The organism is Paenibacillus polymyxa, assembly GCF_018614975.1.
Taxonomy (GTDB): domain Bacteria; phylum Bacillota; class Bacilli; order Paenibacillales; family Paenibacillaceae; genus Paenibacillus; species Paenibacillus polymyxa_E.
Genome location: NZ_JAGGNR010000008.1, coordinates 697,893 through 710,473, shown reverse-complemented (window position 1 = coordinate 710,473; position 12,581 = coordinate 697,893). Strand labels below are relative to the sequence as shown.

The following is a 12,581-nucleotide window of genomic DNA, read 5'->3' as shown; positions in this document are numbered from 1 at the left end:
TTGAAGTAAATAATGAGGTGAAGACAAGGTGACGATACAATGGTTTCCAGGTCATATGACTCGAGCCAGACGCCAGATTCAGGATAAGTTAAAGCTCATCGACGTGGTCATCGAACTATTGGATGCCCGTCTGCCTGTCTCCAGCCGTAATCCGATGATTGACGAAATATTGCTGGATAAACCCCGGATGATTTTGTTGAACAAATCGGATTTGGCAGATGCTAAAGTGACGCAAGAATGGATTGAATATTTCAAAAAAGAAGGAATTACCGCTTTTCCTGTAGATGCTTCGACGGGAACCAATGTTAAAGATATTCCCGTGCAGGCCAAGCTTCTTCTTAAAGAAAAAATTGACCGTCAAATTGCTAAAGGGATTAATCCTCGTGCGGTTCGCGGGTTGATCGTAGGGATTCCCAATGTAGGTAAATCCACGCTGATTAACCGACTGGCTGGACGGAGTATTGCGTTAACAGGAGATCGTCCTGGTGTGACGAAGGGGCAACAGTGGATCAAGGTAGGCAAAGAAATGGAGTTATTGGATACTCCGGGTATTCTTTGGCCCAAGTTCGAAGATCAAAATGTAGGTTACCGTCTTGCTGTAACTGGTGCGATCAAAGAGGAAATTCTGAATGCAGAGGATATCGCCTTTTTTGGAATCAGTTACCTGATGCGTTATTACTGGGACGCTTTGGAAGAGAGATACGGACTTCAGGAGTTCTCCAGGGATGCAGATGATTCAGACAGTGTTATTGCGATTATGGAACAAGTCGGACGTATCCGTGGATGTGTTGTAAGCGGTGGACGCATTGATCTGGAAAAGGCATCACGAGCATTTCTGCGTGAACTGCGAGCGGGTAAAATGGGACGTTTTTCTATGGAAGCTCCCTATTAAAAAAATGGACTCTACACGATGAAGATCATTATCTTTATCTGTTCATTTCATATATACAAGTGCCGAAAGAAGCGGCCGTTACCGGATTACCGGGAGCGGTCGTTTTTTGTGTATACAAACGCGGAAGTAAAGCTGGAACATACGTTGAAAACGATAAAATGGAAGAGGATTGAAGAACAGTACGCTTTATGGAATTGGCTGGCCTATATATCAGGTGGGTCAGAATCGTGCTATGATGAATGGTGGTGCAAATTAGAATACATGAGGTCTGATATATTCAATTTAAACCATCAAATACCGATAAATGAAGACAGCACTATATTTATTTTGTAAATCTCAAAGAAAAGTTTTGCTGAGAGAGACAGGTTGTACAGAACAAAAGACAGAGGATCTACGTCTATATTATAAAAAGTTGTAAGTGATACGCATGCTGAAAAAGCGTGGGTAGAGGAGATGAGTGTTATGGTTGAAAATAATGAAGAGATCGGGTTGAATCTACTGGATACCCCGATTGGACCAAAGAAGAAAAAAGAAGCCAGTGAACCTCGAGATCTGTTGCTCTACGAGCGGGAGTATTGGGACAGTGGATTTGAACGTATTGCTGGTATTGATGAGGTAGGACGGGGATGTTTGTTTGGGGACGTTGTCGCAGCAGCGGTTATTTTACCGAAGGATCTCATCTTGGAAGGTGTGAATGACTCCAAGAAATTAACGGAGAAAAAACGTGATGCATTATATGATGTCATTATGGAAAAAGCGCTGGCGGTAGGTATCGGGTACGCGGATGCAGAGACAATTGATCGGCTTAACATCAAGCAGGCTGCGAGACTCGCGATGAAACGAGCTGTTGAAGCATTGGGAGAAACTCCTGATTATATGCTGGTGGATGCCGAGAAGGTGGATGTGAATGTACCTCAACTGTCCATTATTAAAGGTGACGCTAATAGTCAATCAATCGCAGCGGCATCTATTATTGCCAAGGTAACGCGAGATCGGCTGTGTAAGGAAGAATGGGATACGTTATATCCGGAATATGGTCTGTCGATACATAAAGGATATGCAACAAAAGTTCATCGGGAGCAGATTATGGCGTTGGGGGCAACCCCGATGCATCGGCGCAGTTTTCTGGGCAATCTGCTTGGAGAGCAGCAATCGTTGTTTTAACACAGGTTTGAAGGAAGGAGGGGGAGAGAATTGAATATCGGTTCCATGATTAAGGGATTATTGGGAGATAGTAAGCCAGGAAATGCCAAGCCGCTTGAATTAAAGGAAGGTCAGGTGGTTCGTGGCTCTGTGGTAAGTGTATCCGATGATGGAGGGGATGCGGTTCTACAGATTCAAGGTGTCCAGGTGCGCGCCAAGTTGGAAACTCCACTCCGTCCAGGTGAGACCACTTTGCTTCAAGTGCAGCCTCCAGGTGAGAATGGCATAACGGTCATGAAGCCAATGTCGAGTACACTTGCTGAGCTGCCACAAGCTTCCTTGAACAACCTGCTTCAGGATGTAGGACTGCCGGATACAAAAGGGAACCGGGAACTGTTACTTGCCATGCAGCGTAGCGGTTTGCCGCTGACGAAGGATAATGTGGCTATGGTTCAAAATATGATGACAGCCAAACCCGCACAGGTGCCAGTAGAAGAGTGGGTGCAGGCGACGGGAATTGCTTTTCAGCGTGGTCTTCCGGTTACGGCGGAAACAGTAAAAGGATTACACCAGACGGTGTTTGGCCCCCCTCTGCACCAGTTGTTAAGCGGGTTGGCTGATCAGTTGGAAACGATGCTTACTCAAACAACAGGTAAATCGGTATTGCCTGGAGAACAATCTGCTACGTTGAAACCAGGAGTCATGGCTGGTGCACCTGTAGTACCGAATGCATCACAGACGGACGAAGGATTGGCTGCATCAGGCAATGGTCGTCAGGTGACTGGAACCGGAACACCTGCTTTGTCGACACAACAAGGACAAGCGGCATTGGCAGGATCTATATCCATGACGGATGGCGGAGCAGAGGATGCAGGTACTGTGGTGAAAGGAAACGTGCAGACTGGTGGAGGCGCAGGAAATGCTGAAACCGTGACGAAGGCAGTTGCCAGTAACGTTGAAACGGCTGGCAAAGGAGGTGCGGGTATTCCGTCTGGAACCGGAATACCTGGAGAGAGCCCGCGCGGGGCTGACGCGGGCCAAGCTGGGAGCCGCCCGGGTGCACCAGGGGCGGCAGCAGAATCTGTGGCTGGCCGTGTAACTGCAGGCCAGCCTGAAGCAGGCGCGGCCGGGCGGACTGACGGCCGCGCTGAAACGCCTGCTGCTGCGGGGACTCCGTCCGCAGCAGGCCAGGCGGCGCCAGCAGCGCCTACGGCAGCGCAGCTGGCGCCCAAGCTGCTGGCGCTGCTGGACGCCCTGCGCAGCGCGTCCACAGCCGCACCGGCACAGCCTGGTGCGGCTGTACAGGCCGCCCCTGCATCGCAGGGCGGCCAGACGGCTGCGGCTGCCGGAGGCGTGCCGCAGCCGTTGCCAGCCGGCGCTGATGCGCCGCCGGCTGGCGGTAGTGCCGCAGCACCTGCGGGAGCTGCGGCAGTGCCCGCGCCTGTCACCCACGAGGGGGACCCGTGGGTGGGGCGCGTGTTGAAGCTGCTCGGTGCGGAGCACGAGCAGCAGGCCGTTCACGGCGCGGCTGTGCAGCCGCGCGTGGGAGATGCGGCGAGTCCGGCGAATGCGGACACGCTAAAGGGCTTGCTGCTGCAGCTTGCGAGCAGCGAAGGTGCACCGGCGGCACTCAAGGATGCCGCAGGACAAGCCGTGCAATATCTGACAGGTCAGCAGTTATTGTTAACGACAGATCGCAGTGCTACATTTGCACAGATGCACTGGTTTATTCCAATCACTGGACCGGACGGGGAAGAAACGGCGTCTGTTCAGATTCAGTCACGTCGTGGACCACGTGGAGAGCTGGATGCGTCCAATTGCCGTCTGTGGTTTGATCTCGACATGAAAAGTCTGGGACCTACGCTGGTTGATGTCCATGTGGTTAACAACATTGTCAGTCTGCGAGTCTTGAATGATCGCGAAGGGATGGGGTCGCTTTTGGAAAGTGGCCGAGAGGTCATCCATCAGGCTTTGGACAAGCTGGGATATCAATTGCTCACCTTCAAGGCGGAGCCGTGGCCAGTGGGCCAGGAACCGGGCGCGGAACGCAAAATGTCAGCCTCGGACTATAGTCCTGAACGATACAAAGGGGTGGACTTGAAGGTATGAAGTACGAGTCGTCACAACCCGATCTGCTCTCCAAAAAGGCGGTTGCCCTAAAATATGTCCCTGGAGAAAGCGAAGCACCCGTTGTTGTAGCCAAAGGCCGCGGCAAAGTGGCAGAAGCCATTCTGGATAAAGCCAAGGAAAACGGAGTGGCTGTTCAGGAGGATGCAGCTCTTGTGGAAGTACTCTCCAAGTTGGATCTGGATGAACAGATTCCGGCAGAACTGTATCAACTGGTAGCAGAGGTTCTATCGTATGTCTACCGTGCAGATCAACTGGCTTCGGGACGTGGGGAAGATGAGTCATGGTAGAACGTAGATCGGGCCAGGAATCTGAAATGAAGCTTACACGACAGCAGAAAGGTCGATTAGGTGAAGAGGCTGCCTGTCGTTGGCTGCGAGAGAATGATTATCGGATCATTAGACAGAACTGGCGTTGCCGCAGCGGTGAGATTGACATCATTGCTTCCTGCGACGGGCTGATTGTCTTCGTAGAAGTGAGAAGCAGAAGTGGAGCTGCTCAGTACGGTACACCTCAGGAATCGGTCGATATGCGTAAAATGCAGCAGGTACGTTCAACCGCATCCGTGTATTTGCAAATGACGGGGGAGACGGATCTTCAGATCCGTTTTGATGTAATCGCCGTGATGCTTAATCAGACAGGTGATGTTGTCTCAGTGAATCACATTGTTAATGCTTTTTAAGGTTTGCACTAAAAGTTATTGCTCTAATAAAAGTTACGAAATATATCCTTTTCGGATTCTTGATATATTCCATTGAGCTTTTCTCCAAGCTCAAGCACAAGTTTAATTAGGTCTTATCATAGCCCCCTTTTTTTGTTTTGTAAGCAGTCAATATCTAAAGCCACAGTTCCTATCTATACAGGAAATGTGGCTTTTTTTGATTTAACTAAAGAAATCATCAAAATAAGGAAAGAGCGACATAATAAAATCGTTTTATTTCAGGGATTTATAGATACATATTGTATCATCGGCAATATAGAACGTTAAAAATTAAAAAGAGATTAGTGGGATGTATAGAAAAGCATCAAATGGATGATTCGATTAAGTACACTGATTAAATTTTCATTTTGTTTGAAATCAGTTGGTATCAGCAATTCCCCTGTCTTTGAATCTTCTGAACAGAAGAGTGTATAATCAAGAATGTAATCTTATCGTTGTGTCTTTTGATTTATTACCAACACGTTGTACTAGGCCGCGAATCACTGTTTGCGGTTGCAAATATTATTTATAAACAGGAGGTACGGTCGATGAGTAAAGCTACGAAAACAACAAATGAAGTCAGAAATGCGATTCAAAACCGTCGTACGGTGAAAAAATTTAAAAAAGAAGCTGTTCCTACACAGCAGATTATAGAATTGCTGGACACCGCAGTCTGGGCTCCTAACCATAAACTGCGTGAACCGTGGAGATTTTTGTTGTTTACCGGAAATGGACGTAAGAAATTGGCTGAGGCTATTGACGCAGAAATGGGAGAAGACAATAAATTCTCAGCCAATATTATGCAAGTTCCATCCGTTATGCTTGTCGTGCTGGAAGAAGATCCAAGACAGAATATCTGGGACGAAGACTTCGCTGCGGTCAGTGCATTGGTTCAGAACTTTATGCTTGCAGCCTGGAGTGAAGACATTGGAACGTTCTGGGTGACGAAGCCATTCTTGTATGCTCCCAAATTCCGCAAACCGCTTGGAATAGAGGCAGGAGAGAAGATTGTAGGCATGATTTATATGGGATACCCTGATGTTATTCCTTCTGCCAAAGAACGCACACCAGCTAAGGACAAACTCACTCTTTTCGAATAATAAATTATTGTAAACCTTAGCTATATACGATCCCCTTATGTTTCAGGGAAATCTACGTACAAGTACCTTTCTTCACAGAAGATAAGGGCTTGTACGTTTTTTTTGTCATGTTGGTGTATCCGCATTGTAGAATCTGCATAAGAAATCCTTCTCGATCTTCCTCTGCTGTCTACAGTTCATATCCATTTCACTGCCTTTGGGTAAATCGGCCTGTTCTTTCCTCCACACGCTTCTCAAAATAAATTAAGATCCAATTGACGATACTGGATGGCTTCAGCCACATGAGCTGTCACAATTTCACCTTCATGGTCCAGATCGGCAATGGTCTGTGCCATTTTGATTATCCGATCATGTGCACGCATGCTCAGGTTTAACGTTTGCAGAGTTTGCTCTAACAGTTGCTCTGCCTCTTGGGGGAGATGGATCGTTCGTCGCAAAAGCGTGCCCGAAAGCTGGCTATTCCAACGGACTGAACTTTGGGCATAACGTGCAGCCTGAATTTGATGAGCGTGGATCACTTTTGCCTGCATTTCTTCAGAGGAAGGGGAAGCAGCAGACTTGCGCCACTCGCCTGGTGGAGGAACCTCAACCTGAAGATCAATGCGGTCCAGCAGTGGTCCTGAAATTTTGGCTCGGTACGCGGCAACACGGGCGGGACTACATATGCAGCGTTGCTCCTCCGAATGAGCGGACAAATAACCGCATGGACAGGGATTCATGGAACATGCAAGCATGAACTGGGCCGGAAAGGTGAATGCAGCTCGTGCCCGACTAATTGTCACTGTGCGATCCTCTAACGGCTGCCTTAATACCTCCAGCACTTGGCGCTGGAATTCAGGTAATTCATCCAGAAACAATATGCCACGGTGGGCAAGGCTCACTTCACCCGGTTTCGGGATACCACCGCCTCCAATCAGACCAGAGGTGGATATCGTGTGGTGAGGGGAGCGAAAGGGTCTGTCTGCAATCAGGCCTTGAGGCGCTTCTTTCAATTTGCCTGCGGCACTTAATACTTTGGTGACTTCCAACGCTTCATCTTCTGACAAAGGAGGAAGGATGGAAGGCAGACGTTTGATTAACATCGTTTTGCCCGTGCCTGGTGGCCCAACGAGCAATATATTATGCATGCCGGCTGCAGCAATCATAAGCGCGCGTTTTACATGGTGCTGCCCGAGAACATCGCTATAGTCATCTGCAAATAATGGTGTTTGTCTCGGCTTGCTATCCGCCATCTTATGAGTTTTATCTGTTATAGGAGCAGCGAGGTGAGCATAATTTTTCAACATAACCGGCCCTGCATTGACTGTATTTTTTGGTATTCCAACTGAACTCGCAGATTGATCTGAATTTTGAGGCGCGATATCCTGTAAATGACGAATGCCAAACACCTGGATACCTCGAATCAGTGACGCTTCCTCTACGTTATCCAAAGGCAGGAGCACGGAAGTAAAACCTTGTCGTTTGGCCAGATCCACCATGGATAAAATGCCGGGCACGGGCCTGATCGAACCATCCAACGCCAGTTCGCCAATCACTAATGTCCGTTCCTGGGAAGGTAGTACAAGCTGGCCGCTTGTCATAAGTAAACCAATAGCAATGGCTAGATCAAAGGAAGATCCTTCTTTACGTAGATCAGCGGGGGCCAGATTGATTGTGATCCGCTGTAACGGATACTGATATCCGCAGTTTTTGATCGCTGCACGAACACGTTCAACGGCCTCACGAATGGCTGAATCCGGTAAACCGATGATGGATGTCTGTGGCAAACCATTGGATAAATCGGTTTCCACCTCGATCAGAACGCCATCAATTCCGTACAAACACGCACTGTGTAATTTTCCGTACATAACAAAGAAACACCTCACTCGATTCTTGACTCCGCATAATACGGGCCAGTCTACGAATTAAGGTGCTTCCTCAGCTTCTATTAAGCATTTTATATAAAAGGAATCATGGAGTCAACCTGTCAATATCATTGCTGTAGTCATCATTCCTGATCCCTGAATTTTAGTTCTGAGTTCTGGAAGGAAATCATTAAATAGCTTTGGCGAAAATGGTTCGTAACTTTCATTATGATTATCATAATTTGGCCCGAGAAAACGCGAATTTATTTCATGGATCTTATGTATTATTTTTATTGAATTATGAGATGTACTTGCTGGCCATCTATTTGCATTTATATTTTACAAAATATAATTTAACATAATTAAATTGAATGGTAAAATCATTTGTGCTCAATTATTCTGTTTTTTTTCTAATTTGTGATAAGATAGATTTATAGTTCCTTTTTATAAGGAATAGAATGCACAATAGGCAGGTGAGAAAGACATATGCAGACTGACAGTTTGAAGCTGGATAACCAATTATGCTTTGCCATATATGCTTGTTCACGTGAGATTACGAAGATGTACCAGCCCTATCTGGAGGTGCTCGGCGTAACGTATTCACAATATTTAGTTCTGATGGTGTTGTGGGAACGTGAAGAATGCACGGTTAAGGAGATCGGGGAGGCACTCTATCTCGATTCGGGAACGTTGACACCACTTCTCAAACGTTTGCAGTCAGCAGGACTTATTAATCGCGAACGCTCGGCTCAGGATGAACGAAAAGTATTAATTACATTAACCGACTCCGGCCGTGAGCTGCGAAACAAGGCGTTGTCCATACCTGAATCCATTCAGGGAGATGCGTGTTTGAACAGTACAGAGTTTGAAGCATTGCTGGGTCAGTTCAAAGGGTTGCTGGAGAAAGTTCACGAAACCAACACTAATGCAGCCAAAAAATAAAATGCAGTTTAATATCAAGGAAACCTTAGCTTTTAGCCGAGGTTTTTTCCATATATACCCAAGTATTCACGATATGGGATCATACTCATATCAAAATACTGTCTATTAACCATTAATTTTTTAAGGAAAGCGTTTTAAAAACGTGTTACAATGAATTGGGTTTAAGTGAAAATAGTCAACATTTGTCTTTTGTTAGTCTACCAACCCGCCTTGTTGCAGTCATGTTGATAGGAGGATTCGAGAATGAATATCCATGAATATCAAGGAAAAGAAGTACTGAAACAGTATGGAGTTACCGTTCCAAACGGAAAGGTTGCTTATACAGTCGATGAAGCGGTTGCGGCCGCAGAGGCACTGGGCAGTCCGGTGACTGTAGTTAAAGCACAAATTCACGCAGGTGGCCGGGGTAAAGCCGGTGGCGTAAAAGTGGCGAAGAGTACGGATGAAGTTCGTGCCTATGCTGCCGAAATTCTGGGCAAAGTATTGGTAACACACCAGACTGGACCAGAAGGCAAAGAAGTGAAACGTCTTCTGATTGAAGAAGGATGCGATATCCGCAAAGAGTATTATGTGGGTGTTGTTGTGGACCGTGCCACGGGCCGTGTAGTTATGATGGCTTCCGAAGAAGGCGGTACTGAGATTGAAGAAGTAGCTGAAGCTACACCTGAGAAAATTTTCAAAGAAATCATTGACCCTGCTATTGGGTTGCAAGTGTTCCAGGCCCGTAAACTGGCTTACAGCATTCAGATTCCGAATGAACTGGTGAACAAAGCCGTTAAGTTCATGCTCGCGCTGTACACTGCATTTGTCGAAAAAGATTGCTCTATTGCCGAGATCAATCCTCTCGTTGTTACCGGAGATGGAAACGTTATCGCGTTAGATGCGAAATTGAACTTTGACTCCAACGCCCTGTTCCGTCACAAAGACATTTTGGAACTGCGTGACCTGGATGAAGAGGATGAAAAAGAAATCGAAGCTTCCAAATACGACCTCAGCTACATAGCACTTGATGGCAACATCGGCTGTATGGTCAATGGTGCGGGACTTGCGATGGCAACGATGGACATTATCAAATACTACGGTGGAGACCCCGCCAACTTCCTTGACGTTGGGGGCGGTGCGACAACGGAGAAGGTGACTGAAGCTTTTAAGATCATCTTGTCTGATGCCAAAGTAGCTGGGATCTTTGTTAACATTTTCGGTGGCATCATGCGCTGTGATGTTATCGCCAATGGTGTTGTTGAAGCCGCGAAGCAGCTTGGCCTGACCAAACCGCTGGTTGTTCGTCTTGAAGGAACTAACGTGGAGCTTGGCAAACGTATTCTGGGTGAATCTGGCCTGAATATCGTTCCTGCTGATTCCATGGCCGATGGTGCACAGAAAATTGTTGCCCTCGTAAAATAAGTTCATTCCTTAGTACCGGAGCTGTCCGGGAATTGAAAAATAACCGTAAGGATGTGAAGCAACGTGAGTATTTTGATCGATAAAAATACAAAAGTCATTACGCAAGGCATTACGGGTTCAACGGGAATGTTCCACACGAAGGGCGCTTTGGACTACGGAACCCAGATGGTAGGTGGAGTTACACCGGGTAAAGGCGGAACTAATGTGGATATCACGTTGGAAGACGGAACAGTAGCTAGTCTGCCGGTGTTTAACACTGTGCAGGAAGCGAAGGAAGCTACAGGCGCAACAGCGAGCGTCATTTACGTTCCTCCTGCATTTGCAGCAGATTCCATTATGGAAGCTGTTGATGCTGAGCTGGACCTCGTCATCTGTATTACAGAAGGTATTCCGGTTCTTGACATGATCAAGGTTGACCGCTTCATGGAAGGTAAAGATACTGTCCTGATCGGACCAAACTGTCCAGGTGTCATTACACCAGGAGAATGTAAAATCGGTATCATGCCTGGTTATATCCATATGGCAGGGCACGTAGGCGTTGTTTCCCGTAGTGGAACACTTACCTATGAAGCCGTTCATCAACTGACGACACGTGGCATTGGACAATCTTCTGCTGTAGGAATCGGGGGAGACCCTGTAAAAGGCTCCGAGTTCATTGATATCCTGAAGCGGTTCAATGAAGATCCACAGACTCATGCGGTCATTATGATTGGTGAGATTGGTGGTACAGCTGAAGAGGATGCTGCAGATTGGGTACGTGAAAACATGACCAAACCGGTTGTTGGCTTTATCGGTGGCGTAACAGCGCCTCCTGGCAAACGGATGGGCCATGCTGGCGCTATTATCTCTGGCGGTAAAGGTACAGCAAAAGAGAAGATTGCGAAGCTGGAATCATGTGGAATCAAAGTAGCACCAACTCCTGCTGAGATGGGTTCGACTTTGGTGAGTGTACTTGAGGAACGCGGTATTTTGAATTTGTGCACGACACATTAATTCTTTTTCGTTATAATAGAAGAAACGGCTCGGAAATGATCTATTTCTGGTAGACCGACTATTATGGTTACGGAAAAGGTAAGCAACCTTTTGTCCTTGAACAGGGCGAAGGGTTGCTTTTTTGCGTTTTTTTACGGGGAAAAAGGGGGAGAAGTTACTTCTTATCTACGTAAACGCTTGCATTCCGTGACCACATAACACACAATATGAGGGAAGATTCTCTTCCCGCTCTGGGAGGTTTATGGTATGGAAGAACGATGGATCTTGTTTGGGTTGCATGAGATAGAAGGTATCGGCAAGAAAACAATTTCGAAACTAGTTCAGGGACAACATCAATTGTCCGATCTTTTGAATTATGAGGAAGGTGACTGGACTGCGGCAGGCTTGCGCAAAGATCAGGCTGCCCGTTTGGCTAGTCAATTTAACCATAACTGGATTGAGTGTAAAAGAGAACACGTTTACAATCAGGGGATAGAGGTTATTACTTATCTGGATCAGAATTATCCCATTTTAATGAAGGAAACCGTTCAGCCTCCCTGGGTAATGTATGCTCGAGGGGATGTTAGTTTGCTACACAACTCGTCTATTGCCATGGTGGGAACTCGTATGCCGACCATGTATGGGCGCAAAGTTGGAGAAAAGCTGGCAGAGCAATTATGCAATGCAGGACTGACGATTGTAAGTGGGCTTGCCCGCGGTATCGATAGCGTATGTCATGAGGCAGTACTACGTGCTAAAGGAAAAACGATTGCTGTATTCGGAACAGGGATTGATAATATATACCCACCCGAAAATACAAGCCTCGCCGAGCGAATCGCGGAGACGGGTCTGCTTTTGTCGGAATATCCACCAGGTACTAGAGCGCGCCAGGGATTGTTTCCGGAACGGAATCGAATCATTGCTGGTTTAACGCAGGGAACATTGGTCGTTGAGGCTGACATTCGCAGTGGTTCACTCATTACAGCAGATGCTGCGCTTGAAGCAGGCAGGGATGTATTTGCAGTTCCCGGTCCAATAACATCGCCGAAGAGTCGGGGGGCACACAACCTTATCCGTCAAGGTGCCAAATTGGTCACTTGTGCAGCAGATGTATTGGAAGAGTATCGATTGGGCTTGCCAAATGCAGAACAACTTCCTTACAATAGAGGACGTTCGACCGAAACAACCGAGCCTTCCGGGCGAGGCATATTCGCTGAGGTTAAGCTCTCTCCAGATGAACAGCGCGTGATTTATCTGTTGGAACAGGGAGAACAATCATTGGATCAACTGGTTGAGCTGCTTGGTTGGGATTTTGGACATTTGCATTCAGTTCTGTTATCTTTAATCATAAAAAAGCAGATTAGCCAATTACCAGGCACTAAATACGCGAGGGTATGACGAAGCTACAACCTGCGCAGTGCGTGGAAATATATAATTAGCAGAAGTTATTAACTATG

The 12,581-nt window shown here is 47.0% G+C and carries 11 protein-coding genes; 10 read left to right on the top strand and 1 reads right to left on the bottom strand.

The window, feature by feature from the left end:
* Positions 1-28: 28 nt before the first annotated feature.
* The 6 genes from ylqF to J7E78_RS06575 all read left to right on the top strand — a co-directional run bounded on the left by ylqF (position 29) and on the right by J7E78_RS06575 (position 5,962).
* A complete protein-coding gene (gene ylqF / locus J7E78_RS06600; RefSeq protein WP_124114055.1) occupies positions 29-892 on the top strand; it encodes a ribosome biogenesis GTPase YlqF in 864 nt (287 codons plus the stop codon).
* A 462-nt stretch (positions 893-1,354) separates the two neighbouring features.
* Positions 1,355-2,056, top strand: coding sequence for a ribonuclease HII (locus J7E78_RS06595; RefSeq protein ID WP_143760254.1), 702 nt, complete (start codon positions 1,355-1,357; stop codon positions 2,054-2,056).
* A 30-nt stretch (positions 2,057-2,086) separates the two neighbouring features.
* Complete coding sequence (locus J7E78_RS06590; protein WP_215075463.1) at positions 2,087-4,144, top strand: DNA ligase; 2,058 nt, start codon at positions 2,087-2,089, stop codon at positions 4,142-4,144.
* Positions 4,141-4,452, top strand: coding sequence for an EscU/YscU/HrcU family type III secretion system export apparatus switch protein (locus J7E78_RS06585; RefSeq protein WP_215075462.1), 312 nt, complete (start codon positions 4,141-4,143; stop codon positions 4,450-4,452). Before J7E78_RS06590 ends, J7E78_RS06585 begins: the two co-directional genes overlap by 4 nt.
* On the top strand, positions 4,446-4,844 hold the full coding sequence (locus J7E78_RS06580; protein WP_215075461.1) for a YraN family protein: 399 nt from the start codon (positions 4,446-4,448) through the stop codon (positions 4,842-4,844). The genes J7E78_RS06585 and J7E78_RS06580 overlap by 7 nt, the downstream gene beginning before the upstream one ends.
* 566 nt (positions 4,845-5,410) lie before the next feature.
* On the top strand, positions 5,411-5,962 hold the full coding sequence (locus tag J7E78_RS06575) for a nitroreductase family protein (protein WP_074094554.1): 552 nt from the start codon (positions 5,411-5,413) through the stop codon (positions 5,960-5,962).
* A 233-nt stretch (positions 5,963-6,195) separates the two neighbouring features.
* Here J7E78_RS06575 and J7E78_RS06570 read toward each other — a convergent pair whose 3' ends face one another.
* The gene (locus J7E78_RS06570; RefSeq protein ID WP_215075460.1) at positions 6,196-7,809 is read right to left on the bottom strand and encodes a YifB family Mg chelatase-like AAA ATPase; all 1,614 of its coding nucleotides are present in this window, start codon (positions 7,807-7,809) and stop codon (positions 6,196-6,198) included.
* A gap of 483 nt (positions 7,810-8,292) precedes the next feature.
* Here J7E78_RS06570 and J7E78_RS06565 point away from each other — a divergent pair, with 483 nt between their 5' ends.
* From J7E78_RS06565 to dprA, 4 genes are all read left to right on the top strand, one after another.
* Positions 8,293-8,748, top strand: a complete 456-nt coding sequence (locus tag J7E78_RS06565; protein WP_017689201.1) for a MarR family winged helix-turn-helix transcriptional regulator — start codon at positions 8,293-8,295, stop codon at positions 8,746-8,748.
* A 243-nt stretch (positions 8,749-8,991) separates the two neighbouring features.
* Positions 8,992-10,152: an ADP-forming succinate--CoA ligase subunit beta gene (gene sucC, locus J7E78_RS06560; protein WP_215075459.1), complete on the top strand. Its 1,161-nt coding sequence runs from the start codon at positions 8,992-8,994 to the stop codon at positions 10,150-10,152.
* Between the two features lie 63 nt (positions 10,153-10,215).
* Positions 10,216-11,145: a succinate--CoA ligase subunit alpha gene (gene sucD, locus J7E78_RS06555; protein ID WP_074094556.1), complete on the top strand. Its 930-nt coding sequence runs from the start codon at positions 10,216-10,218 to the stop codon at positions 11,143-11,145.
* 246 nt (positions 11,146-11,391) lie between these two features.
* Positions 11,392-12,522: a DNA-processing protein DprA gene (dprA, locus tag J7E78_RS06550; RefSeq protein ID WP_215075458.1), complete on the top strand. Its 1,131-nt coding sequence runs from the start codon at positions 11,392-11,394 to the stop codon at positions 12,520-12,522.
* Positions 12,523-12,581 lie beyond the last annotated feature (59 nt).

What these genes read in the sequence shown, in the direction of transcription:
- J7E78_RS06585 (WP_215075462.1), top strand. Translation starts at nt 4,141, where the DNA reads ATGAAGTACGAGTCGTCACAACCCGATCTGCTCTCCAAAAAGGCGGTT.
- dprA (WP_215075458.1), top strand. Translation starts at nt 11,392, where the DNA reads ATGGAAGAACGATGGATCTTGTTTGGGTTGCATGAGATAGAAGGTATC.
- sucC (WP_215075459.1), top strand. Translation starts at nt 8,992, where the DNA reads ATGAATATCCATGAATATCAAGGAAAAGAAGTACTGAAACAGTATGGA.
- J7E78_RS06570 (WP_215075460.1), bottom strand. Translation starts at nt 7,809, where the DNA reads ATGTACGGAAAATTACACAGTGCGTGTTTGTACGGAATTGATGGCGTT.
- J7E78_RS06595 (WP_143760254.1), top strand. Translation starts at nt 1,355, where the DNA reads ATGGTTGAAAATAATGAAGAGATCGGGTTGAATCTACTGGATACCCCG.
- J7E78_RS06565 (WP_017689201.1), top strand. Translation starts at nt 8,293, where the DNA reads ATGCAGACTGACAGTTTGAAGCTGGATAACCAATTATGCTTTGCCATA.
- J7E78_RS06575 (WP_074094554.1), top strand. Translation starts at nt 5,411, where the DNA reads ATGAGTAAAGCTACGAAAACAACAAATGAAGTCAGAAATGCGATTCAA.
- J7E78_RS06580 (WP_215075461.1), top strand. Translation starts at nt 4,446, where the DNA reads ATGGTAGAACGTAGATCGGGCCAGGAATCTGAAATGAAGCTTACACGA.